This window comes from Thalassospira sp. CH_XMU1420-2 (assembly GCF_037029325.1).
GTDB lineage: Bacteria > Pseudomonadota > Alphaproteobacteria > Rhodospirillales > Thalassospiraceae > Thalassospira > Thalassospira povalilytica.
In genome coordinates this window covers 265,177-286,660 of the sequence record NZ_JAYMEG010000005.1, presented here as the reverse complement: position 1 = coordinate 286,660, position 21,484 = coordinate 265,177, and the positions used below count along the sequence as shown (strand labels likewise).

Sequence of the window (21,484 nt, the reverse complement as noted above, 5' to 3'; positions counted from 1 at the left end):
GAGACAGCAATGACCATTGCCCTGCCTGCCAGCGCAGATGCGCTTGAAAACGGATTGATCGAGATCGCGCGCAAAGCCGGTGCGGCGATGATGGAAATCTACAAAACCGATTTCGAAGTGCGTTCCAAGGATGATGCATCCCCGGTCACCGAAGCCGACGAAGCCGCCGAGGCCGTGATCCTGCCGGGTCTGCGCGCCCTTACCCCGGATGTCAAAATCGTGTCCGAAGAATCTGCGGCCAAGGGCGATGTTCCCGATGTGAATGGCGAGACCGATTTTTTCTGGCTGGTTGATCCGCTTGATGGCACCAAGGAATTCATCAAACGCAATGGCGAGTTTACCGTCAATATAGCACTGATCGCCAAGGGCCAGCCGGTTCTGGGCGTGGTCTATGCCCCGGCGATTGAAAAGCTGTATTACGGTGGCCCGGATGGCGCGAAACTGATCGAAGGCGATGCCGCCCCGGTCACGACCGACATCACCGTGCGCGACATGCCCGAGGACGGCGTGGTTGTCGTCGGTTCGCGTTCGCATGGCGATCCCGAAGCCATGAAGGCATTTTTGGGCGATCTTCCGGTCAAGGAACTGCGCCCGGCGGGCAGTTCGCTTAAACTTTGTCTGGTTGCGGCGGGCGAAGCCGATCTTTATCCGCGCCTGGGCCCGACCATGGAATGGGATATCGGTGCCGGTCATGCGGTTCTGGCAGCGGCCGGCGGGGTTGTTGAAAATATGGACGGTTCCCGATTCCTTTACGGAAAAGGTGAATTTCGCAACCCGTTCTTCATCGCCCGCAGCCCGTCAGTTCCGGTAAAATACCAGGACTGATTTACTGCGCAGCACAGATATTTGCGAATTCATTCGTATGATCAGCGGCTTGTCATTTGTGCATTGCACCCGTGACAGGCCGCTTTGATTTTGAACAGCTCAAAACCATCCCTATCCCGCAGTTTTGTTGACTTTTGCGCCATTTCGCAGTATACAGAATTTATCGCCACACAGAGTGTAGGTGACGTAAATAGCCGCCGGAATCACGGCGACGCGGTCCAGTTTCACCACCGCGGGGCGAAATTGGGCTAGAGCGTAAATTGGAGCCGCCATTTCATGGCGGCTCTGCGCTGTTTAAAATCAATGATCGGACTTCCCTCCAACAATTCATGGCAAGTTAACGAATCCTCAATACTCTCTTCGCGAAGAGAGATTTTTGGAGATTCACGTCATCATGCCTGCACAAGAACGATCGTTTCTAAAAAAGTGCGCTGGTTACGGACCGTCAGTCATTGCTACAGGTCTATCAGAGTTGATGCGCCAATTAATCCGATTGATATTTTGAACCAAGTGAGAAGTACCACAACGTTTACAAGCTAGGTATTTAGCTCAAAATCGACTGCAAAGAGCGCGACCACTCGTCCCTGCAGAAAGAGACAACTTGCGTTCGATATGCAGTTCTTTTTTGGCTGTCATCGCACGGTAACGGGGCGTTCTTCCTTGTCATTGGCCATGATCGTAGCTAGGTATCTGAGTAGATTGTCTTTTCACGGATACTTGCATGTCACCCGCATTGACCATTCGACCCTATTCCGAAGGTGCCCTTAGCCAGGCTGCTGCGAAACTGCGCGCGGGCGAACTGGTGGCCTTTCCGACCGAGACGGTCTATGGGCTGGGTGCCGATGCCACAAATGCCGATGCGGTTGCCGGTATCTATGCTGCCAAGCAACGGCCAAGCTTCAATCCCCTGATCAGCCATTTTCCAGATCGTGATGCCGCAGCAAAGCATGCCGTCTTTGATGCGCGTGCCGACAAGCTGGCCGAAACATTCTGGCCCGGTGCGCTGACACTTGTTTTGCCACGCCAGACTGATAGTGATGTGTGCGCGCTGGTAACCGCGGGCCTGCCCAGCATTGCGGTGCGCGTTCCCGCCCACCCGATGGCACGTCAGTTGTTGCGCGCGGTCGGCCGCCCGATTGCCGCCCCGTCTGCCAACCGGTCCGGGCGCATCAGCCCGACCACGGCCGGTCATGTTGCCCATTCGCTGGGGAACGCGATTGGTATGATCCTTGATGGTGGGCCATGCGGGGTCGGACTTGAAAGCACGGTCATTGACCTGACCACGGACCGGGTGGTGATGTTGCGTCCCGGCGGAATTACCAGGGAACAGGTTGCGGAAATTCTTGGCTGTGACGTGGTGATGGCCGAAACCGATGATACAGCGCCCAAAAGCCCCGGCATGCTGACCAGCCATTATGCGCCGGGCCTGCCGGTGCGTCTGGATGCCACCACCGCCAATCCCGCCAAATATGGCAATGAAATCCTGCTGGCATATGGTGATTGCAACACCAAGGGATTTGATGCGGTTTTGTGGCTTTCGAAAAGCGGCGATGCCCGCGAAGCTGCGGCCAATCTGTTTGCCAAACTGCATGAAGCCGATCAGCCGCGTTTTGACGGCATTGCGATTGCGCCGATCCCGGAAACCGGGCTTGGACTTGCGATCAATGACCGGATGAAACGCGCAGCGGCCCCGCGCACACCCCATCCATCCCCCTGACCGGAAAGCTGAAAGCTGCCATGTCCCATCTGCCAGACGGCGTGATTGATGAATTGCAAACCCTGCTGGGTCCCAAGGGGATCAGCACGGACGCCGACATTCTGGCATCCCACAATGCCGAGGCCCGGGGCAAATTTGAAGGCAAGGCCGAAATCATCCTGTTTCCGGCCAGCACCGAAGAAGTCGCAAAATCCGTTGCGATCTGTGCCGCACATGATATCGCCATCGTGCCGCAAGGCGGCAATACCGGGCGCTGTGGCGGGGCAGTTGCCGGCGCGCGACAGGTTTTGCTTAATCTCAAACGCATGAACCGGATCATTGAAATTGATGATCGCGATTTCACCGCGACGGTCGAAGCCGGTGCGATCCTGCAAACCGTTCAGGACGCCTGTGCCAAACATGATCTTCTTTTCCCGCTGTCACTTGGGGCGGAGGGCACCTGCCAGATTGGTGGTAACCTTGCGACCAATGCCGGTGGTTTGAATGTCATCCGGTATGGCAATGCACGCGAATTGTGTCTTGGCCTTGAGGTTGTCCTGCCCGATGGCAGCATCTGGAACGGGCTTTCCAAATTGCGCAAGGACAATACCGGGTATGACCTGCGTGATCTGTTTATCGGGGCCGAAGGAACGCTTGGCATCATCACCAAGGCCACATTAAAGCTGTTTGCACAGCCGCAACATGTTGCCACCGCCTGGCTTGCCGTGCCGTCACCGGCCTGCGCGATTGATCTTTTGGCACTGGCACGCCGCCATACCGGCGACGGCATTGCCGCGTTCGAGCTGATCAGCGGCTTTGCCCATGATATGTCGGTCACTTACCTTAAGGGGCTGACACGTCCGCTTGCCACGCAAACCGACTGGCATGTTCTGATCGAACTGACGTCATCGCGCCCCAATGATGATTTGCAGACGCTTCTGGTTGATCTTTTAAGCAATGCGGTTGAAATCGGTCTGGCAACAGACGCCACCATCGCCCAGTCGGAAAAGCAACGGGCCAATTTGTGGGCCATCCGCGAAGGCATCCCCGAGGCACAAGGGTTCGAAGGCGGATCGATCAAGCATGATGTGTCGGTTCCGGTGTCAAAGGTGCCCGATCTTCTCGATCGCGGTATCGCAGCCGCATCGGCATTGATCCCGGGCATTCGCCCCTGCCCGTTCGGGCATGTCGGCGATGGCAATATCCATTTCAATTTCAGCCAGCCCGTCCAGATGGAGAAATCCGACTATCTGGCACGGTGGGAAAGCCTTAACAGCGTCATTCATGACATCGTTGCCGATCTTGGCGGCTCGATCAGCGCCGAACATGGCATCGGGCAGCTTAAACGTGACGAGCTTGCGCGCTATGCCAGTGCCGAGAAAATGAAACTGCTGCATGCGATCAAGGGCGCAATCGATCCGGATCATCGCCTGAACCCCGGCAAGATCGTCTGAGCGGTTTTCTTCCCCCCATCCAACCGGCCTTATAACCGGCCTTATAACCGGCCATGCAAAAAGGGCGCCCGATCAGGCGCCCTTTCATTTTAGTCAAGCTGATATGGGCTTATTCGCCCGGGCCTGCCCACGGATCCATGGCATTGAGCTTGTCCTGACGGCGTTCGCCACCGGATTTGCCCCAGTCACCACCAAAGGCCGCCGATTCCCACGAACCGTAGCTCGGATTTGGCAGCATGAACCAGCGTTCACCCCAATAGGTCGCGTATTTGTCCATGACGGCAAGACGTTCATCAATGGTGCCATCGATATCGTCGGTGAAGTCACCAAAGTTGTCGCCAAACATCATGATGACACGATAATCATCGGCAACTGCCTGACGACGCGGTGCCTTGGCCGAACCCCAGGTTTCGATCTCGCCGCGCAGCATCACGTGCTTTTCATCGGCATAGGGGAAACCGTATTTCTTAAGGTTTTCGATGGTCGGGGCTTCTTCCGGTGCCTTGCGGTTTGACACATAGAAGACTTCAACACCCTTGGCAGCAGCCGCCTTGGTGAATTCCAGTGCACCCGGGGTCGGGGTTGAAACCATGTCATGAACGAATTTCGCCCAGGTCTTGGAGCTGTAATAGGTGTTTTCCGTTACAACCCATGCCTGATATTTCGAGTTGTCCAGAACCGTTTCATCAACGTCAAGGATCACGGCCGGCGGTTTGGCCATATAGTTGCCGTCCTGCTCAAGGGCGGCGGTCCAGCTGTGATCGCCAATAGCAGCGTCCAGCAGACGGGTCGCACCGGCATAGACCGACATGGCGGTCGTTTTGTATTCGACCGAGGTCTGAAGCCAAAGCGTTCCGTTCAAACCGTCATTCTGTGCCGGTTCCTGCGCCTGCGCGCCAACCGCGCAAAAGGCGGTGGTCGCAACAATGGCAGCCACACCGAATGATTTCGCGATAAAGGTCATTTGTATTCTCCCTGTTGATTTCCCGACCAAATGGATGCTGACCATACAGACAGGATGCCGCTAGAATGCCATCGCACTGCATCAAAGAAAAAGCCTTTTTCGGCGATTACACCGAAAAAGGCTGATTAAGTTATTTTGACAATAGCGCCACGTGACCGCAGGACGATGTGGTGTCAGGCGGTTGGGCGTTTTTCAAAACCGGTGAAACCGTCTTCCAGGGCGGGCTCTTCGTGAATGCGGTCAACACGGGCATGAAGCGGCCCTTCGTGACAGGCCCCAATCATCGATTGCACGCGGTCCACCGGCCCGCAAAAGACCGCCTCGACCGTGCCATCGGTGCGATTGCGCACCCAGCCGGTCAGGCCGCGCTTGCGGGCTTCTTCAACGGTCCAGGCCCGATACCATACCCCCTGCACCCGGCCTTCGATCCGGGCGTGAACGGATATGTTGCCTTTGCCGGTGGCTGGATCGGGGCGTGTGTCGGTCATGGTCGCACTCCTTCCCCCGGACGCAGGTTACTTTGCACCGGGGATTTTGGCATGCAGATGGGCGGTATCGACGAATTTCTGTTTCTGTTCGTCGGTTGCCGGGGCCTGATGGTTATCTTTCCATTCGTCATAGGTCATGCCATAGACGACTTCGCGCGCACCGTCATAATCCATCGCCACACCGCGTTCACGGGCCGCGGCAAGATACCATTTCGACAGGCAGTTGCGGCAGAACCCGGCAAGGTTCATCAGATCGATATTCTGAACGTCCTTGCGGTCCTGAAGATGCTTCACAAGCCCGCGAAAGGCCGCGGCTTCGAGTTCCAGTTTGGTTTGCGGATCAAGATCGGCTGCCGGGCCATTGGCCAGGACGGCCGCCGTCGACATTTCAGAACCGGCACAATCAGACATGTTCCATGCTCCCAGCAGTGCGGTGTTGTTCAAGTTGTTCAATCATGGCCGGAACATCAGCAATGCTTTCGGCGGTCACGACATTCTGGTTTTCAATTTCGGTCTGATCGACCATTTCATGAACCCAGGTGATTTCATAGGGAATGTGGATCGCAGACCCGCCACACGCAAGCACCGGCAGGATATCGGATTTCATCGAATTGCCGATCATGATCGCGTCTTCGGGCTCCACGCCATAGCGGCCAAAGATATTGCGATAGGTCAGCGGGTCCTTTTCCGAGACAATCTCGATCCCGTCAAACAGGTCTTCGAACCCGGACCGGTCGATCTTGAGCTGCTGGGCGATCAGATCCCCCTTGGTGATCAGGACCACCTTGTATTTCGGATCATGGGCATAGCGTTTAAGCACATCTTCAGCGCCATCAATGATGCGGGTCGGCGCACGCAGCATGGATTTGCCGATCTCGGCCAGCTTGTGGATGTCTTCGGCACTGATCTTGCGGTCGGAAAGTTCGATCGCGGTTTCGATCATCGACAGGGTAAAGCCGGTAACGCCATAGCCATAGATTGAAAGATTGGCCAGTTCGGCCTGATAGAGCCGGTCATCAACCTGATCGGCCGGGACATAATGGCTTAGCATTTCGCGCAGCTGCACATGGGCTTCGCGGAAAAGTGGCTCGTTGTGCCACAGGGTATCGTCGCCATCAAAAGCAATCAGCTTGTACATATTCACGCCTCGTTTCTTGTTATTGGATGGCCGTATTCATCGGGAAGTACAGCCTCGATTTGCGACCATATGGCAGTGCAAACCCGGCGTAAAGCCCCGTTGTCTGTATTTAATATGCGTGATCGCCTTGCGAAAGGGGTTGAAAAAGCAAGCGGTTGAACAGGTTAAAAGAAAAGGCGCCAGCGATTTGATCGCCAGCGCCTTGTGCGGATATCACCCTTGAGGGATCGGGTGGCTTATTCGTCTTTTTCGAACTCGATGATGATGGCATCGACCGACAGGTTTGCGCCCTGTTCGGCATGGATTTTTTTGACCACACCTTTGCTTTCGGCTTTCAGCACGTTTTCCATTTTCATGGCTTCAAGAATGCAAAGTTCCTCGCCCGGCTGGACGGTCTGGCCTTCGGTCACGGAGACCTTGACCAGAAGTCCCGGCATCGGTGATTGCAGGAAGTTCGACATGTCTGGCGGGGCTTTGAACGGCATCAGTTTCTGAAGTTCTGCCACGCGGGGCAGAAGGACCTTGAAGCTGCGCTGCACACCGTTTGATGACAGGCGGAAGCCAACACCTTCGATATCGATCTGCACACAAACCGGCGTACCGTCGATTTCACCGACAAACATCGGATCACCGATTTTCCAGTCCGACACCACGCCATAGCTGCGATCGCCGATGGCGACGATGTAATCGCCGTTAACACCATCAAACTCGATATCAAACGGGGTGTGTTCATCGCCACTTACCGCGACCCAGCTTTCGGCGACCTTGATCGGATGGTCGCTGACCTGTCCGGTGATGCCGGAATTGCGTTCGGCATAACGCTGATTAAGGTATGCCGCGACAACAACAAGCGTTGCCGGGTCTTCATTGGGAAGATCATCGGCCGAAAAGCCGTCCGGATATTCTTCGGCAATGAAGTTGGTGGTGATATTGCCATCCTGGAACCGTTTGTTGGCCATGACGGCAGCCAGGAACGGGATGTTGTGCGAAATGCCGCGAATGTAATAGGCATCAAGGGCGGCGCGCATTTCCCTAATCGCCTGATCACGATTTTCGCCATAGGTGATGAGCTTGGCGACCATCGGGTCGTAATACATCGAAATTTCGCCGCCTTCATAGACGCCGGTATCAACACGCACCGTCGCACTTTCGGCAGGCGGTTGATATTTCACCAGACGCCCGGTCGAGGGCAGGAATTCACGGAACGGGTCTTCGGCATAGACGCGGGTTTCCATCGCCCAGCCGGTCAAGGTCACGTCATCCTGTTTAAGGGTGAGTTCCTGACCATCGGCGATCCTGATCATCCATTCGACAAGGTCTTGCCCGGTGACAAGTTCGGTCACCGGATGTTCGACCTGAAGACGGGTGTTCATTTCAAGGAAATAGAAATTCTTGTCCTTATCAACAATGAATTCCACCGTCCCGGCCGAGCAATAATCCACAGCCCGCGCCAGTGCCACGGCCTGTTCGCCCATGGCCTTGCGGGTTGCCGGATCGATAAAGGGTGACGGGGCTTCTTCGACGACTTTCTGATGGCGGCGCTGAATGGAACATTCACGTTCGCCAAGATAGATCGCATTGCCGTGCTTGTCGGCCAGCACCTGAATTTCGATATGGCGCGGTTCTTCGACGAATTTTTCAACGAATACACGGTCATCGCCAAACGAGCTTGCGGCTTCGGAGGTTGCACGTTCGAACCCTTCGCGGCATTCGGCGTCATTGCGCGCAATGCGCATGCCCTTGCCACCACCGCCAGCCGATGCCTTGAGCATCACCGGATAGCCGATTTCATTGGCGATCTTGATCGCTTCATCAGTGTCCTTGATGACCCCCATATAGCCCGGAACGGTGGAGACCCCGGCGTCAGCAGCGATTTTCTTGGAGGTAATCTTGTCGCCCATGGCGGCAATCGCGCCATTCGGCGGGCCGATAAAGGCGATATTGGCGGCATCAAGCGCCTTGGCAAAGGCCTGGTTTTCCGACAGGAAGCCATAGCCCGGATGAACGGCCTCTGCCCCGGTGGATTTGCAGGCCTGGATGATCTTATCAATGATCAGATAGGACTGGTTGCTCGGTGCCGGGCCGATATGCACGGCCTCGTCAGCCATCTGCACATGCAGGGCGGCTTTATCCGCATCGGAATAAACCGCAACGGTTTTGATGCCCATTTTGCGGGCTGATTTGATCACACGGCAGGCAATTTCACCGCGGTTGGCAATCAGGATTTTGCTAAACATTCTTTCTGTCTCCCAATTTGTCTTGGCGGCTTACAACGGAATGTTGCCGTGTTTCTTTTCCGGGTTCTTGATGTCCTTGTTGCGCAACATGCCAAGCGCCTTGCACACACGGCGACGGGTCCCGTGCGGCATGATGACATCGTCAATGAACCCCTTGCGACCAGCGACAAACGGGTTGGCAAATTTTTCGCGATATTCTTCGGTGCGGGCTTCGATCTTGGCCGGGTCATTCATGTCGGACCGGAAAATGATTTCCACAGCACCCTTTGGCCCCATCACCGCGATTTCGGCGGTTGGCCAGGCATAGTTGACATCACCACGCAGATGCTTGGACGCCATAACGTCATAAGCCCCGCCATAGGCCTTGCGCGTAATCACGGTGACCTTGGGCACCGTTGCCTCGGCATAGGCATAAAGAAGCTTGGCGCCATGTTTGATGATCCCGCCATATTCCTGTGCGGTGCCCGGCATGAAGCCCGGAACATCAACAAGGGTGACAATCGGAATGTTATAGGCATCGCAGAACCGCACAAAGCGCGCGGCCTTTTTCGAACTGTCGATATCAAGGCACCCGGCCAGAACCATCGGCTGGTTGGCAACCACACCAACGGTGCGGCCATCCATGCGCGCCATGCCGATGATGATGTTTTTGGCGTAGTCGGGCTGAATTTCAAAGAAGTCGCCTTCATCGACGATCTTTGAAATCAGCTCCTTCATGTCATAGGGCATGTTGGGGTTTTCAGGCACAAGCGTATCAAGCGAGAAATCATCACGCGTGATCGGGTCCTCGCACAGATGGGCGGGCGGGTCTTCCTTGTTACAAAGCGGCAGGAAATCCATGAAACGACGCGTCTGCAACAGCAGGTCCACATCATTGTCAAAGGCCAGATCGGCAACACCGGAAATCTGGGTATGGGTCGATGCCCCGCCCAGCTGTTCGTGGGTGACTTCCTCGTGGGTCACGGTTTTGACCACATCAGGCCCGGTCACGAACATATAGGAGCTGTCCTTGACCATGAAGATAAAGTCGGTCATGGCCGGGCTATAGACCGCCCCACCGGCGCATGGCCCCATGATCAGCGAAATCTGCGGGATGACGCCCGATGCCTCGACATTGCGTTGAAACACATCGGCATAGCCGGCAAGACTTTCGACCCCTTCCTGAATACGGGCACCGCCCGAATCATTCAGGCCGATGACCGGTGCACCGACCTTCATTGCCTGATCCATGATCTTGCCGATCTTGCGCGCATGCGCGCCCGAAAGCGCCCCGCCAAACACGGTGAAATCCTGTGAAAACACAAAGACAAGACGGCCATTGATCGTGCCATGCCCGGTCACAACACCATCGCCCGGGATGCGGTTTTCGGTCATGCCGAAATCCACACAATCATGTTCGACAAACATATCCCATTCTTCGAAGGAACCTTCGTCAAGCAGCACATCAAGACGTTCACGCGCGGTGAGCTTGCCTTTGGCGTGCTGATTATCAATGCGGCGCTGGCCACCGCCCATGGCGGCTTCGGCGCGTTTCGCTTCGAGCTTGGCGACGATATCTTGCATTTGTGTTTTCCTTGCTGTGATCAGGCGTTTTGCACATTTCGCCCAATGTGCGCGTCCTGTGAAATGAAATAGCATTATTCGGTACTGGAATGCCAATTATTTTTCACACGATCGAACGACAACAAAAATAGCCGCAAATGCCTGATTTCCCTAACGTCATTGCGATATATCAGGATGGGCTGGACTAAAGTCTAGGCAACTGGCCGGATATGCCCGGCATTACAGACAGCTCTTGCCCTTGGGCGTTGGCGGCGACATGCTTCTTGCAGCCAAGCCGCCCACCGGAAATTCCGCCCAAACATATGAGTTAAGCTGTATGCCCAGATTTCATTTTTCTCCGCGCGCGCCCGAACGTACCGGCGATGACCGCCCTGCCCCGTCATTGTGGCGTTATGTCTGGCGCATGAGCGGATGGCACCAGGTGGCGGTTTGCCTGATGGCGGTCAGTGTTGCTGCGCTTGGCATCGCACCGATCGAGCTGCAACGGCGGATTGTCGATGATGCGATCACGCAGGAGAATTACCAACTTCTGACCATACTGGCGTCAATCTATCTGGCGATCATCATCGTGCATGGCCTGATCAAGCTGGCGCTGCGCATGTATGAAGGCTGGCTGAGTGAAAGTGCCATCCGTTACAACAGACAACACCTGTCGCGGCTTCATGCCGACAATCAGACCGGTGACGAAGACGAAGGCAACGGACGCGCGGTCTCGATCATCGGATCGGAAATTGAAAAGCTGGGCGGCTTTGTCGGTGACGGGCTGTCACAACCCGTCGTCAATAGCGGGATGCTGATATTCGGGCTGGGCTATATGATCAGTGTCGAGCCGGTGATTGGTGTGATCGGACTGGTCGCCCTGATCCCGCAAGTCGCGCTGGTGCCGGTTATTCAGAAACGCATCAACGCCCTGATCGAAGATCGGGTCAACAAGATGCGATCTGTCAGTGACGAATTGTCCGAACTGTCACCGGGTGCGGAAAACCGCGACCGGCTGACAACCATCAATCGCGGGATTGATGACATATTTGACAACCGGATGCGGCTGTTCTTCCTGAAATTCGGTATGAAGGCGCTGATCAATTTTCTGAATGCGCTGGCACCGATTTGCGTGCTGTTTGTCGGGGGTTATCTGGTGCTTGAAGGGGCGACGTCGGTCGGCATTATCGTTGCATTCATATCCGGGTTTGACCGGATGTCATCGCCGATGCGCGAATTGCTGTCCTATTACCGGGTGGCGGCACAGGCCGCGGTTCAGCACAAGCTGATTGCCCGCTGGATGCACTGAGACACCATTCAAGTACTCACGTACTCAAACCACGGCGCACTCACGTACCCAGACAACGACGCACCAACACACGGCCCGACGACAGAAACCCGGACCATGTGAAACCCGACATTTACGGATCAAGGGATATCAAACCAGCCATCAGATGGCTGGCGACACTGCCCGGCGCCTAGCGACCGGCAAGAAGATCAAGATAACGGCCGGTTGCCAGCAATTCCGCCTGATGACGGTCGCGGCGTGCGACGGCTTCGGCGTCTTCGCCCCATTGTTCGATCGCGTATTCTTCATCAAGCATGGCGCATTCAAAGGCCCGCTGGGCGTCGATCTGACGGTTCATCACGGCAAGACCGATAATCACCGACCCGGACACCGTGGTCAGGCTGTGCAATGCAGTCAGGTGATAGTCATCAAAGCTTTCGACATGATCCTGCAACCGCAGAAGCGATGCATCATCCTGGCTGATCGGCATCACGCCTTCTGTCACGGCAAGCGTGACACCAAGGCCGTCTTTTGCCCAGTCAAGCAACGGCTGCCATGCCTTGGCCTGACGTTCGATCAGATCTTCGGGGAAGGTCGCACGATAACATAACAGGTCAGACCGCCCGTACCCGGTCAGCTCGGCAATCACAGCAGCACGGTTTGGCGCCACCCGATCGATGGCGGTTGCCGCAAGCTGCATGATCGGCATGGTCGCGGGTTGAACTTTTTCCCCCTGCGCATCCCATTCCGCGGCAATTTCGCGCGCCAGAACTTCTGACGGCAGCAGGAATTCTGCCTTTGCCGGCGATTTCACTGCGCGCCCGTCAAGATGCACGCGCCAACCCGAACCGCTGTCATCTGCGACAGCTTCGGCTTTTTTGTAGAAGCGATTGATCGTTTTTGTAAGCATGATCGCCATATGCCTAAAAGCAGCGCGCTGCGCAAGGCCTTTTAATCGCGATTGGCCGTGAACAGAACGCTGATTGGGCGATTATCAAGAAATTCTGTATAATTTTTGATCAATTTGGCCCATTGACCAAATAATAAACAACTCTACTCTGTTTCGTGAAGATTACAAATCCGCGGCAAAGCGGGTGCATTCGCGACATGGCATGTGAATTGCTGTGTCATCAGGGGACTATTCGGTTGCAGGGTCGGCATTATCGGCCCGAAACAGGAGGCTTCTTAACAAATGACGACTTTTACAAACCGACTTTTGGGTGCAGCACTTGGGGCGGCGGTTGCTTTGGGCGCGCATTCGGCAATGGCGCAAATGGCGATCAAGTTTTCGCTCGACTGGAAATTCGAAGGTCCGGCGGCCCCGTACCTTCTCGCCAAGAAGAACGGCTATTTTGACGAAGAAGGCCTGGATGTCACGATTGACTCAGGCAACGGTTCGGTTGGCGCGATTACCCGCGTTGCCAGCGGCGCCTATGACGTATCACTTGCCGATATCAACTCGCTGGTCGAATTCAACGCATCGAACCCCGATCGCGCCATGAAATCGATCTTCATGGTCTATGACCGCCCGCCATTTTCGCTGTTCATGCTCAAGAAATCGGGCATCACCAAACCCGAAGACCTGGTCGGCAAAACCCTTGGCGCCCCGGTCTTTGACGCGTCGCGCAAGCTTTATCCGGCATTTGCATCGGCAACCGGGCTTAAACTTGATGATGTGACCTGGGAAAGCATGGATCCGCCGCTGCGTGAACCGATGCTGGTGCGCGGTGATGTTGATGCCATTTCCGGCCATTACTTTACCTCCATCCTCAATCTTCAGGCACAGGGTGTGACCAAGGATGACCTGACCGTTTTCCAGTATAAGGATTTCGGCATGGACTTTTACGGCAACGGCCTTTTGGCGTCGCCTGACATGATGGAAAACCATGCAGAAGAACTGCGCGGCTTCCTGCGCGGTGTTGTCAAAGGCTGGCGTGCAGCAATTGCCGATCCGGCATCGGCGATCGAAGCCCTTAAGGAAGTCGATCCGCTGATTGACCCGGCCTTGGAATTGCAGCGTCTTCAGATGGCGATTGATGAAAACGTCGTCACCCCCGATACGCTTGAAAACGGCATGGGTCTGGTCAAAACCGACCGTATGGCAAAGGCGATTGATCAGGTCGCACTTGCTTTTGGCTTTGAAAACAAGCCGACCGTTGGCGATGTCTTTACCGATATCTTCATGCCCGGTGCCGAAGACCGCAAAATCAAATAAGTCACAATGCATTCCGGGGCGGTTTTCCGCCCCGGTTTCCTTTTGACCACATCCGATTTCACAAAAAAGAACGACCAAGACCAGGCAGGGGGACTAACTGCAGTGTCGAAGAGCTTTGTCGAACTCAACAACGTCAGGCTGCGCTATAGCGAAGGCGATGATCTGGCACTTGAAACCACCAATATGAAGATCGGCAAGGGCGAGTTCATTGCTGTTGTCGGACCGTCGGGCTGCGGCAAATCTTCGTTGCTGAAACTTGTATCCGGCCTGATGCCCCCGTCCGAGGGGACCGTCATTGTTGATAACAAGGAAGTCGCCGGACCGCTTAAGATTGTCGGCATGGCATTCCAGAACCCGACCCTTCTGCCATGGCGGACGACACTTGATAACGTGTTGCTGCCCATGGAAATCGTCAAACCGCATCGCAACCGGTTGCGCAAACACCGGGCCGAATACGAAGAACGCGCGCGCAAACTTCTGGCCAGTGTCGGCCTTGAAGGCCACGAAGACAAATATCCCTGGGAATTGTCCGGCGGCATGCAGCAGCGCGCATCACTGTGCCGGTCCCTGATCCATGAACCGGATCTTCTGATGCTTGATGAACCGTTTGGCGCACTTGATGCCTTTACCCGTGAAGAGCTTTGGGACATTTTGCAAAACCTTTGGATGGTGCGTCCCTTTACGGTCATTCTGGTGACTCATGACCTGCGCGAAGCGGCCTATTTGGCCGACACCATTTATGTGATGTCCAAGCGGCCTGGCAAAATTCTGGTAGAGCGTGAAAATCCCCTGCCCCGCCCGCGCGATCAGGAAGCCACCTTTACCCAGCCATTCACCGACCTTGTCCATGAACTGCGCAGTCACATCCGTGACGTGCGAGAATCCTAAGAAGGGCGGGCAGTTATCATGAAAAAGAAACCCAATCTTTCCAAAGCAGCCCCGTGGCTTAGTGCGATCGGTCTTTTTGTTCTGTGGGAACTGATCGTGCGGATCTTCAATATTCCGCCCTATGTCCTGCCGACCCCGTCCGAAAGCATCATTGTCGGCTGGCAATTCCATGAAGCGATCTGGATGCATGCGGTTCACACGCTTTATACGACCCTTGCGGGCTTTGCCATTGCCGTGGTGTTCGGGGTGATCCTGGGCGCGCTGGTGGGATCCAGCCGGGCGATCTATGATGCGGCCAACCCGCTTCTGGTCGGGTTCAATTCGGTCCCGAAAGTGGCCCTTGTGCCGGTACTCGTCATGTGGTTTGGCATCGGCACCGTGCCTGCCATCATCACCGCATTTTTGATTTCGTTCTTTCCGATCGTGGTCAATGTCGCCACCGGGCTTGCTACACTGGAACCGGAATTGCGCGATGTGTTGCGTTCCCTTGGTGCTACGCGCACCGACATTCTGGTCAAGGTCGGCTTCCCGCGTGCCATGCCCTATTTCTTTGCATCGCTCAAGGTTGCGATCACACTGGCCTTTGTCGGGTCGGTGATTTCCGAGACCGTGGCATCGAATGTCGGTGTCGGATATCTGATGCTGTCCGCATCGTCGAAATTCAACATGCCGCTGGTCTTTGCCGGATTGCTGGTGATCGCAGTGATGGGCATTGCGATGTACGAGATCTTCAACGTCATTGAACGCCGTTCGACCAAATGGGCGAACCGCGGCAACCAGACCACCTGATCCAATCATCAGACCAATAAAAAGGCCGGTTCATCCCGGCCTTTTTTTCATCATACAATTGCGTCCGGGGACTATCCCAGATGCTGATCAAAGAACGCCATGGTGCGTTCCCAGGCCTGCATGGCGTCTTCGCTGTCATAGCGACCGCCACTTGGATTGGCAAAGGCGTGATCGGCATCATACCAGTAGAACTGATAGTCCGACTTGCCGGCAATGCGCAGGGATTCCTCGAAACCTTCGACCATTTCCTTGTTGATGCTTTTATCCAGGGTGCCGAAATGCCCCATCAGCGGCGCATTGAGGGTTGCGACCTGTTCCGGGGTCTTTTTGACATTGCCGTAATAGACCACAGCAGCATCAATATCGGTGGCAAGGGCTGTATTAAGCGACCATCCGCCGCCAAAGCACCAGCCGACCGAGCCGACCTTGCCCGTTGAGTCCTTGTGATTTCGAAGGAACGCGACCGATGACTGCAACTTGCGGGTTGCGGCAACCGGATCAAGCCCTGCCATCAGTGCCTTCGCCCCGTCGGGCGTCGTTGCGGGTGGTTTGCCATACAGATCAACCGCAAGCGCGATATAGCCCTGTTTGGCATATTCCGCGGCAACCGCGCGGATCTGGTCATTCAGCCCCCACCATTCATGGATCAGAATGACCGTCGGTGCCGGAAGCGTTGCCGGCATGGCGATTTCGGCCATCATGGCATCGCCTTCGGGGGTCGTAATCGTGACTTTTTCAAGCGTCGATCCAGCCGCATGGGCAAGCATCGGATCGGCAAGAATTACAGCAAGCGGCAGGGCAACAGCACCTTTGAGAAACAGTCGACGGTCTTCGTCGGTCGCCTTGGGCGGCGGACCAAGATGTTCGTGAGAACCACATCCATCAAGCGTACACATGTTCAGGCCTCCTCTGATTCTTGTTTTGCAGAACGTTTATCATTTGCAACCGCACCGGGTTTTGGCAAATGACAATCATGTCATCGACCGGCAAGACCAACCGCCTGGCGGGGCATGCTGGCACACCGGTCATCTGGAATGACCCTTATTACGTTCCCGTTCCCCGGCAAGATCATAGCGCATCTGCAATCTTTCAAGAAACTGCAGCTTGCGATTGCGCGTGCCAACTGGTTTAACCAACCCGTAACACGCAATCCATTGCCCCGGGGAGACATAGGGAAACATCATGCGCGATATCGAAACTGTCCTGTTTGATCTTGGTGGGGTTCTTGTCGACTGGGATCCGCGTCACCTGTATCGCAAGATTTTCAACGACCCCGCGGAAATGGAAAAATTCCTGACCGAAGTCTGCCATCCGCACTGGAACTTTTTGCATGACAAGGGCGCGCTGAGCTTTGCCAATTCGATCCCCGATCTTCAGCATCGCTATCCGCACTATCATGACGAAATTGCTGCATGGAACGAACGCTGGCCTGAAATGATGAAAGGCCCGATCGAACGCACAGTCGGCATTCTGGAAGACCTCAAAGCGCGCAAGAAAGTCCGCCTGTTTGCCCTGACCAACTGGTCGGCGGAAACATGGCCGCATGCGCTGGCACGGTTTGATTTCCTAAATTACTTTGAAGGCATTCTGGTATCGGGGCAGGAAAAGCTTGCCAAACCCGACCCGCAGATTTTCGAACTGGTCTGTGCGCGCTTCAAACTTAACCCGCGCGAAACCCTGTTTATCGATGACAGCGAAAAGAACATCCAGCAGGCCCGCGAAATGGGGTTCATGACCCACTGGTTCCGCGATCCGGTCAAACTGCACCGTGAACTGATCGAAGACCGGGTCTTTTAACCCGACATCACCCCACATCAAACCGACATGACAAAGGGCACCACAGGGTGCCCTTTTGCATTTCAGTCCAAAGACCCGAGATTTATGGTCTGAGTTCGGGCTTAGCGGCGCGCTGTTCGCAGGTAATTGGCAAAACATTCACCAAACACGAATTCCCAGCCCGACAGATATCCGTCCCGCAATGCCGGTGCGATATCGCCGACATTTTCCCATGCCCCGTGCTCAAGACGAATGACACAACGCCCGAAATCATTCAGACCGAACCGCACATCAATCCGGGTGAAATCGCCAGTATCCCATCCCGGGTGCCAGGTAAAGGCAATCCGTTCACCCGGCTGCCAGATATCGATCCGGCCCCACGGAATGTCGTCCTTGCCTTTGACATGTTCGACAATTTCACCCCCGGCAGCCGGATCAAGGACAATCGCCAGGCAATCCTTTTTGGAAATGGAATGGCTGTCGGTCGGCCACCAGTCTCCGAAGCCTTTGGTAAAGGCATCAAAGGCATCCTCGGGATCGATTGCCATCGTCAATTCAAAACGGATCGGTGCCAGATCCGGGTTTTTAAGCGGCGTCACGGTCACTTTCCCATATTCTGTCAAGAACCACAGGCAAATCATCAAAATGACTGATCACGGCATGTGCGCCGGATTTATGAAGGGTATCGACATCATGATAGCCCCAATCGACACCAATGGCGATCATGCCCGCGGCACGGCCCATTTCGATATCATAGCTGGTATCGCCAACAATGACCGCATTGGGCGCATCCACACCGGTTTCCTCAAGGGCAGCCATCAGCATCGCCGGATTGGGCTTTGACGGGTGATTGTCACAGGTCTGAAGCGTTACGAACCGGCCTTCAAGTTCATTCCGGGCCAGTACGGCATCCAGACCACGGCGGGCCTTGCCGGTGGCAACACCGCTCAGCCACTGGCGACGGTCAAGCTCGGCCAGAACTTCGCGCACACCGGGAAACAGCGGCTCGTGGAAATCAGGGGTCTGGCGCAGGGTAAAGAACGCCGTCTTGTAGGCCACGGTGATGGCATCAATCAGGGCATCGTCAATACGGTTGGGGGCGGCCAGTTTGGTAATGGCTTCGGGCAGACTCAGACCGATGATCGTGCGGGTATTTTCAAGCCCCGGGCAATCAAGCCCGTTTTGCGCAAAGGCATGGTCCATGCAATGGGAGATCGCATGCTGGCTGTCGACTAGCGTGCCGTCACAATCAAATACGACAAGTCTGAGCGGATCTGTGGTCATGTGGGGTCTTTCATCCTGTCTAACGGAAAGGCAGAACCTAATCCAAAGCCGATCAAAGATCGAGTCCCTGACATCTGCAACCAAGAACCATTTTTTGCTTTGCCCGAAGCACCGGAAACCAATGGTGAAATTTGAACTTCTTCTGATCACCCAAAAGGCGCGCTATACTGTGGTTCTGACCTTTATGACAGCGGAGGCAGGCGATGCTCACGCTACGGGACTGTATAGATTTCAGCGACCTTAAGGAGGAAGAAATTCTCGCGATTGCCGAGTGTGAGCAAATCCCGATTGTGACCGCACTCGAGGAAGGCGAGAGCATGGTTCACACGACGCAAGGCCGCAAGCGCATTGCGTTCATGATCAAAGGTCAGGCTGAAATGTGCGAACGCATGGGAAATACGGTTCATGCCCAGCATCTGAACCGGGTGTATGATGCCTTCATAAAACGTTTCGGCAAGAACTAACATACCGCTTGATAATAAGCTCGAATGTCATTCAACGCCTTTTGGTTTTGACTTCAGACAGGGACGAAAAAGCCGACGCACTGCGTCGGCTTTTCGCGTTATCGGGTCATTTGATCGGGCGTTATTTCTTACGCGAACGCGACGGTTTGGCCTTGGGTTTCGGCTTTTCTTCCTTTTCACGGTGAATTTCCGGGGTCAGGAATTTGGTCGGCGTTTTCGGATCGAAATTCAGCTTTTTCAGCGTTTCGGCAAAATGCGGCGGCACCGGTGCCTCGATCACCACACGATGACCGGTCACCGGATGGGGGAAATCAATCGCGCGCGCATGCAGATGCATCTGATTGGACAGACCATCGATGAATGCTTTGGCCCCGCCATATTTGCCATCCCCCAGGATCGGGCATTCGATTGCCTCGCAATGAACGCGCAGCTGGTGGGTACGACCGGTCAGCGGCGACAGGGCAAGCCAGGCGGCCTTGCGCCCGGCGCGATGAAGCTGCCGGAACACGCTTTGCGCCGATTTGCCGAGCTTTTCGTCAATGACCATCTTTTCCCCGCCCTTGCCGGCCAGCTTGGCAAGCGGTGCGTCAATCAGGCCTTCGCGTTCCGCCGGCGCGCCGGTGACAATCGCCCAGTAAAGTTTGCGGGTGGATTTGTCCTTGAACGCCTTGGTCAGGGCATGGGCCGCAGACGCCGAACGGGCCAGCAGCAAAACACCGCTGGTGTCCTTGTCAAGACGATGCACCAGTTTCGGGCGTTCCTTGCTATCGAGTTTCAGGGCATCGAGCATCCCGTCAACATGCAGACTGGTATTGGTCCCGCCCTGCACCGCCAGACCGGCGGGTTTGTTGATTGCCAGCACCATTTCGTCATAGAAAATGACGGAATCGCGCAGGGCCTGAAGCTCTGCCTCGCTGGCATCGGATTTTGACGGACCGGCCTGTTTGCGCTGCTGGACTTCGGCGGGGTTATAGGCACCTTCCTGGGCCCATGGTTCCGAACCGCCACCAGACATTACCGGCACCGGCGGGATGCGGATTTCCTGTCCCGGCTCAACCCGCTGGTTGGCCTTGGCACGTTTGCCATCCACACGGATCTGGCCACCACGCAGAAACTTTTGAACCTGCCCGAATGTGAATTCCGGGCAGTTGCGCTTGAACCAACGATCAAGCCGGATATCGGCCTCGTCAGCTTTGACCTTGCGCAGAGTGACACCACTCATTGCAGAATACCCCTTACCAGCGCCATCGCGCCGAACAATGCCGAAATACCGACCACAACCGAAACAATGACATACAAGGCCGACAGGCCAAGATTGTTTCGTTCATATAGGGTCGCGACATCCAGCGAAAAAGTCGAAAAGGTTGTAAACGCCCCCAGAAAACCGGTCACAAGAAGCGCGCGCATTTCCGGTCCCATCGAAAGTTTCAGGGCCGAAAGTTCGATCAGCGCCCCCATCAGGAAAGATCCCACGATATTGACCGTAAGCGTCCCCCAGGGAAATCCATTGCCCAGCATCGAGCCCATCATGACAGACACACTGTGACGTGCGACCGCACCAACAGCACCCCCAAAGGCAATGGAAGCGATTAACAACGGTGAAAATTGCATGGCGCGGAACCTATTCTTTCAAACATCAAAAGTCACGTGTGAAAACGGCATGGGGCCATGGCAATATCTGAACCCTTTTTCACACCGTAACAAAGCACGCCCTGAACGGTCATCAGACCCCAGAGCGCACGTATTTTCAATCTTTCAGAATCAGAACAATTCAGGCATCACCCGGACGGCCCCATCCTTCCGACAACATCCGCCAACCAGGCGCGGGTGCGTTTTTCGTTTTGCTGGATATCATCAAGTCCGTACACCGACTGGGCAAACAGGCAGAATGTGATATCGCCGCCCTGTTCGGGCAGGATGAATTCGACTTCGACCCAGTCCGGAAAATGAAAGACCGGTGTTCTGGCAAGGAAGTAAAGCCGGCCCGGTTTGCCCCCGGGAACGCCGCTCATCAACTGCATGCCATGTGCCGGTGCGGTTTCGATCATCACATCGGCCAATGTGGCAGCCGTCGCATCAAATGACGGGCTTGGCATCGCGCGGTCGGTGCGCGGGGATCGTCCGGGCGGACAGACAATAAAGAAATTGCGTGCCTGTGGCACCGGTGTTTCCGGTGCAAAGGTGAAGTTGGGCGGATCACCAGCCGGCAACATATGGTCAATCAGGCCGGTAAAGCGGATAACCACAAATATCCCGGCAAGGACGATCAAACCCCAAACAGCAAACATAACCAGTCGTCTCAATGGCACCACCTGTCTGTTAACGTGCTGTTGGCGGCAGACAACACACGCGGACACGGCACCACAATAATACGGATTGATCCGGAATCAAAATGCCCGACTGGGGAACAGTCGGGCATCACAGGATGCAAACACG

General features: G+C 55.4%; 22 protein-coding genes. 9 read left to right on the top strand and 13 right to left on the bottom strand.

The annotated features are described in order from the left end of the window. Positions 1–9 precede the first annotated feature (9 nt). From cysQ to WA429_RS16700, 3 genes are all read left to right on the top strand, one after another. Entirely contained in the window at positions 10–825 is an 816-nt protein-coding gene (gene cysQ, locus WA429_RS16710; protein ID WP_287466326.1) for a 3'(2'),5'-bisphosphate nucleotidase CysQ, read from the top strand. 721 nt (positions 826–1,546) lie between these two features. After that, positions 1,547–2,542 carry an L-threonylcarbamoyladenylate synthase gene (locus WA429_RS16705; RefSeq protein ID WP_287466325.1) on the top strand — a complete coding sequence of 332 codons (996 nt, stop codon included), beginning with the start codon at positions 1,547–1,549 and terminating at the stop codon, positions 2,540–2,542. Positions 2,543–2,562: 20 nt separating this feature from the next. Beyond that, positions 2,563–3,975 (top strand): FAD-binding oxidoreductase, encoded by a 1,413-nt coding sequence (locus WA429_RS16700; RefSeq protein ID WP_287466324.1) that lies wholly within the window; start codon positions 2,563–2,565, stop codon positions 3,973–3,975. A gap of 109 nt (positions 3,976–4,084) precedes the next feature. Here WA429_RS16700 and WA429_RS16695 read toward each other — a convergent pair whose 3' ends face one another. From WA429_RS16695 to WA429_RS16670, 6 genes are all read right to left on the bottom strand, one after another. Continuing rightward, positions 4,085–4,939 carry a 5'-nucleotidase, lipoprotein e(P4) family gene (locus WA429_RS16695; protein ID WP_068518234.1) on the bottom strand — a complete coding sequence of 285 codons (855 nt, stop codon included), beginning with the start codon at positions 4,937–4,939 and terminating at the stop codon, positions 4,085–4,087. A gap of 173 nt (positions 4,940–5,112) precedes the next feature. Next, positions 5,113–5,427, bottom strand: coding sequence for an acylphosphatase (locus WA429_RS16690; protein ID WP_068518235.1), 315 nt, complete (start codon positions 5,425–5,427; stop codon positions 5,113–5,115). A 27-nt stretch (positions 5,428–5,454) separates the two neighbouring features. After that, on the bottom strand, positions 5,455–5,838 hold the full coding sequence (locus WA429_RS16685) for a DUF1244 domain-containing protein (RefSeq protein WP_197460795.1): 384 nt from the start codon (positions 5,836–5,838) through the stop codon (positions 5,455–5,457). Further along, positions 5,831–6,565: an HAD family hydrolase gene (locus WA429_RS16680; protein ID WP_068518236.1), complete on the bottom strand. Its 735-nt coding sequence runs from the start codon at positions 6,563–6,565 to the stop codon at positions 5,831–5,833. The genes WA429_RS16685 and WA429_RS16680 overlap by 8 nt, the downstream gene beginning before the upstream one ends. Before the next feature lie 236 nt (positions 6,566–6,801). After that, positions 6,802–8,802: an acetyl-CoA carboxylase biotin carboxylase subunit gene (gene accC / locus WA429_RS16675; protein ID WP_287466323.1), complete on the bottom strand. Its 2,001-nt coding sequence runs from the start codon at positions 8,800–8,802 to the stop codon at positions 6,802–6,804. Positions 8,803–8,832: 30 nt separating this feature from the next. After that, positions 8,833–10,365, bottom strand: coding sequence for an acyl-CoA carboxylase subunit beta (locus tag WA429_RS16670; RefSeq protein WP_287466322.1), 1,533 nt, complete (start codon positions 10,363–10,365; stop codon positions 8,833–8,835). 316 nt (positions 10,366–10,681) lie between these two features. On the opposite strand from WA429_RS16670, the gene WA429_RS16665 reads away from it, so the two are divergent. After that, complete coding sequence (locus tag WA429_RS16665) at positions 10,682–11,653, top strand: ABC transporter ATP-binding protein (protein WP_068518307.1); 972 nt, start codon at positions 10,682–10,684, stop codon at positions 11,651–11,653. A gap of 169 nt (positions 11,654–11,822) precedes the next feature. Here WA429_RS16665 and WA429_RS16660 read toward each other — a convergent pair whose 3' ends face one another. Beyond that, entirely contained in the window at positions 11,823–12,542 is a 720-nt protein-coding gene (locus WA429_RS16660) for an ATP12 family chaperone protein (RefSeq protein ID WP_258548156.1), read from the bottom strand. Between the two features lie 282 nt (positions 12,543–12,824). On the opposite strand from WA429_RS16660, the gene WA429_RS16655 reads away from it, so the two are divergent. The 3 genes from WA429_RS16655 to WA429_RS16645 all read left to right on the top strand — a co-directional run bounded on the left by WA429_RS16655 (position 12,825) and on the right by WA429_RS16645 (position 15,524). Further along, positions 12,825–13,847 carry an ABC transporter substrate-binding protein gene (locus tag WA429_RS16655; RefSeq protein WP_101247960.1) on the top strand — a complete coding sequence of 341 codons (1,023 nt, stop codon included), beginning with the start codon at positions 12,825–12,827 and terminating at the stop codon, positions 13,845–13,847. 102 nt (positions 13,848–13,949) lie between these two features. Continuing rightward, the gene (locus WA429_RS16650; RefSeq protein ID WP_068518241.1) at positions 13,950–14,735 is read left to right on the top strand and encodes an ABC transporter ATP-binding protein; all 786 of its coding nucleotides are present in this window, start codon (positions 13,950–13,952) and stop codon (positions 14,733–14,735) included. 18 nt (positions 14,736–14,753) lie between these two features. Further along, entirely contained in the window at positions 14,754–15,524 is a 771-nt protein-coding gene (locus WA429_RS16645) for an ABC transporter permease (RefSeq protein ID WP_068518242.1), read from the top strand. A gap of 71 nt (positions 15,525–15,595) precedes the next feature. Here WA429_RS16645 and WA429_RS16640 read toward each other — a convergent pair whose 3' ends face one another. Then, a complete protein-coding gene (locus WA429_RS16640; RefSeq protein ID WP_287466321.1) occupies positions 15,596–16,420 on the bottom strand; it encodes a dienelactone hydrolase family protein in 825 nt (274 codons plus the stop codon). A gap of 286 nt (positions 16,421–16,706) precedes the next feature. Here WA429_RS16640 and WA429_RS16635 point away from each other — a divergent pair, with 286 nt between their 5' ends. Further along, positions 16,707–17,321: an HAD family hydrolase gene (locus WA429_RS16635; RefSeq protein ID WP_287466320.1), complete on the top strand. Its 615-nt coding sequence runs from the start codon at positions 16,707–16,709 to the stop codon at positions 17,319–17,321. A gap of 101 nt (positions 17,322–17,422) precedes the next feature. On the opposite strand, the gene WA429_RS16630 is transcribed toward WA429_RS16635, so the two are convergent. Both WA429_RS16630 and WA429_RS16625 read right to left on the bottom strand, forming a co-directional pair. Next, positions 17,423–17,899 carry a hypothetical protein gene (locus WA429_RS16630; RefSeq protein WP_287466319.1) on the bottom strand — a complete coding sequence of 159 codons (477 nt, stop codon included), beginning with the start codon at positions 17,897–17,899 and terminating at the stop codon, positions 17,423–17,425. Then, positions 17,886–18,584, bottom strand: coding sequence for an HAD-IA family hydrolase (locus WA429_RS16625; RefSeq protein WP_068518246.1), 699 nt, complete (start codon positions 18,582–18,584; stop codon positions 17,886–17,888). The genes WA429_RS16630 and WA429_RS16625 overlap by 14 nt, the downstream gene beginning before the upstream one ends. Before the next feature lie 203 nt (positions 18,585–18,787). Here WA429_RS16625 and WA429_RS16620 point away from each other — a divergent pair, with 203 nt between their 5' ends. Beyond that, positions 18,788–19,048 carry a hypothetical protein gene (locus tag WA429_RS16620; RefSeq protein WP_068518247.1) on the top strand — a complete coding sequence of 87 codons (261 nt, stop codon included), beginning with the start codon at positions 18,788–18,790 and terminating at the stop codon, positions 19,046–19,048. 121 nt (positions 19,049–19,169) lie between these two features. Here the strand turns inward: WA429_RS16620 and WA429_RS16615 are convergent, their stop codons facing one another. The 3 genes from WA429_RS16615 to WA429_RS16605 form a co-directional block, all read right to left on the bottom strand. Next, entirely contained in the window at positions 19,170–20,270 is a 1,101-nt protein-coding gene (locus tag WA429_RS16615) for an RluA family pseudouridine synthase (RefSeq protein ID WP_206927261.1), read from the bottom strand. After that, positions 20,267–20,659, bottom strand: coding sequence for a fluoride efflux transporter CrcB (gene crcB, locus WA429_RS16610; protein WP_068518249.1), 393 nt, complete (start codon positions 20,657–20,659; stop codon positions 20,267–20,269). The genes WA429_RS16615 and crcB overlap by 4 nt, the downstream gene beginning before the upstream one ends. 167 nt (positions 20,660–20,826) lie before the next feature. Next, positions 20,827–21,336, bottom strand: coding sequence for a DUF1499 domain-containing protein (locus WA429_RS16605; protein ID WP_250282841.1), 510 nt, complete (start codon positions 21,334–21,336; stop codon positions 20,827–20,829). Positions 21,337–21,484 lie beyond the last annotated feature (148 nt).

Bases quoted from the DNA above. Each gene is read 5' to 3' on its own strand.
- cysQ (WP_287466326.1), top strand. From the start codon at position 10: ATGACCATTGCCCTGCCTGCCAGCGCAGATGCGCTTGAAAACGGATTG.
- WA429_RS16705 (WP_287466325.1), top strand. From the start codon at position 1,547: ATGTCACCCGCATTGACCATTCGACCCTATTCCGAAGGTGCCCTTAGC.
- WA429_RS16700 (WP_287466324.1), top strand. From the start codon at position 2,563: ATGTCCCATCTGCCAGACGGCGTGATTGATGAATTGCAAACCCTGCTG.
- WA429_RS16695 (WP_068518234.1), bottom strand. From the start codon at position 4,939: ATGACCTTTATCGCGAAATCATTCGGTGTGGCTGCCATTGTTGCGACC.
- WA429_RS16690 (WP_068518235.1), bottom strand. From the start codon at position 5,427: ATGACCGACACACGCCCCGATCCAGCCACCGGCAAAGGCAACATATCC.
- WA429_RS16685 (WP_197460795.1), bottom strand. From the start codon at position 5,838: ATGTCTGATTGTGCCGGTTCTGAAATGTCGACGGCGGCCGTCCTGGCC.
- WA429_RS16680 (WP_068518236.1), bottom strand. From the start codon at position 6,565: ATGTACAAGCTGATTGCTTTTGATGGCGACGATACCCTGTGGCACAAC.
- accC (WP_287466323.1), bottom strand. From the start codon at position 8,802: ATGTTTAGCAAAATCCTGATTGCCAACCGCGGTGAAATTGCCTGCCGT.
- WA429_RS16670 (WP_287466322.1), bottom strand. From the start codon at position 10,365: ATGCAAGATATCGTCGCCAAGCTCGAAGCGAAACGCGCCGAAGCCGCC.
- WA429_RS16665 (WP_068518307.1), top strand. From the start codon at position 10,682: ATGCCCAGATTTCATTTTTCTCCGCGCGCGCCCGAACGTACCGGCGAT.
- WA429_RS16660 (WP_258548156.1), bottom strand. From the start codon at position 12,542: ATGCTTACAAAAACGATCAATCGCTTCTACAAAAAAGCCGAAGCTGTC.
- WA429_RS16655 (WP_101247960.1), top strand. From the start codon at position 12,825: ATGACGACTTTTACAAACCGACTTTTGGGTGCAGCACTTGGGGCGGCG.
- WA429_RS16645 (WP_068518242.1), top strand. From the start codon at position 14,754: ATGAAAAAGAAACCCAATCTTTCCAAAGCAGCCCCGTGGCTTAGTGCG.
- WA429_RS16640 (WP_287466321.1), bottom strand. From the start codon at position 16,420: ATGTGTACGCTTGATGGATGTGGTTCTCACGAACATCTTGGTCCGCCG.
- WA429_RS16635 (WP_287466320.1), top strand. From the start codon at position 16,707: ATGCGCGATATCGAAACTGTCCTGTTTGATCTTGGTGGGGTTCTTGTC.
- WA429_RS16625 (WP_068518246.1), bottom strand. From the start codon at position 18,584: ATGACCACAGATCCGCTCAGACTTGTCGTATTTGATTGTGACGGCACG.
- WA429_RS16620 (WP_068518247.1), top strand. From the start codon at position 18,788: ATGCTCACGCTACGGGACTGTATAGATTTCAGCGACCTTAAGGAGGAA.
- WA429_RS16615 (WP_206927261.1), bottom strand. From the start codon at position 20,270: ATGAGTGGTGTCACTCTGCGCAAGGTCAAAGCTGACGAGGCCGATATC.
- crcB (WP_068518249.1), bottom strand. From the start codon at position 20,659: ATGCAATTTTCACCGTTGTTAATCGCTTCCATTGCCTTTGGGGGTGCT.
- WA429_RS16605 (WP_250282841.1), bottom strand. From the start codon at position 21,336: ATGTTTGCTGTTTGGGGTTTGATCGTCCTTGCCGGGATATTTGTGGTT.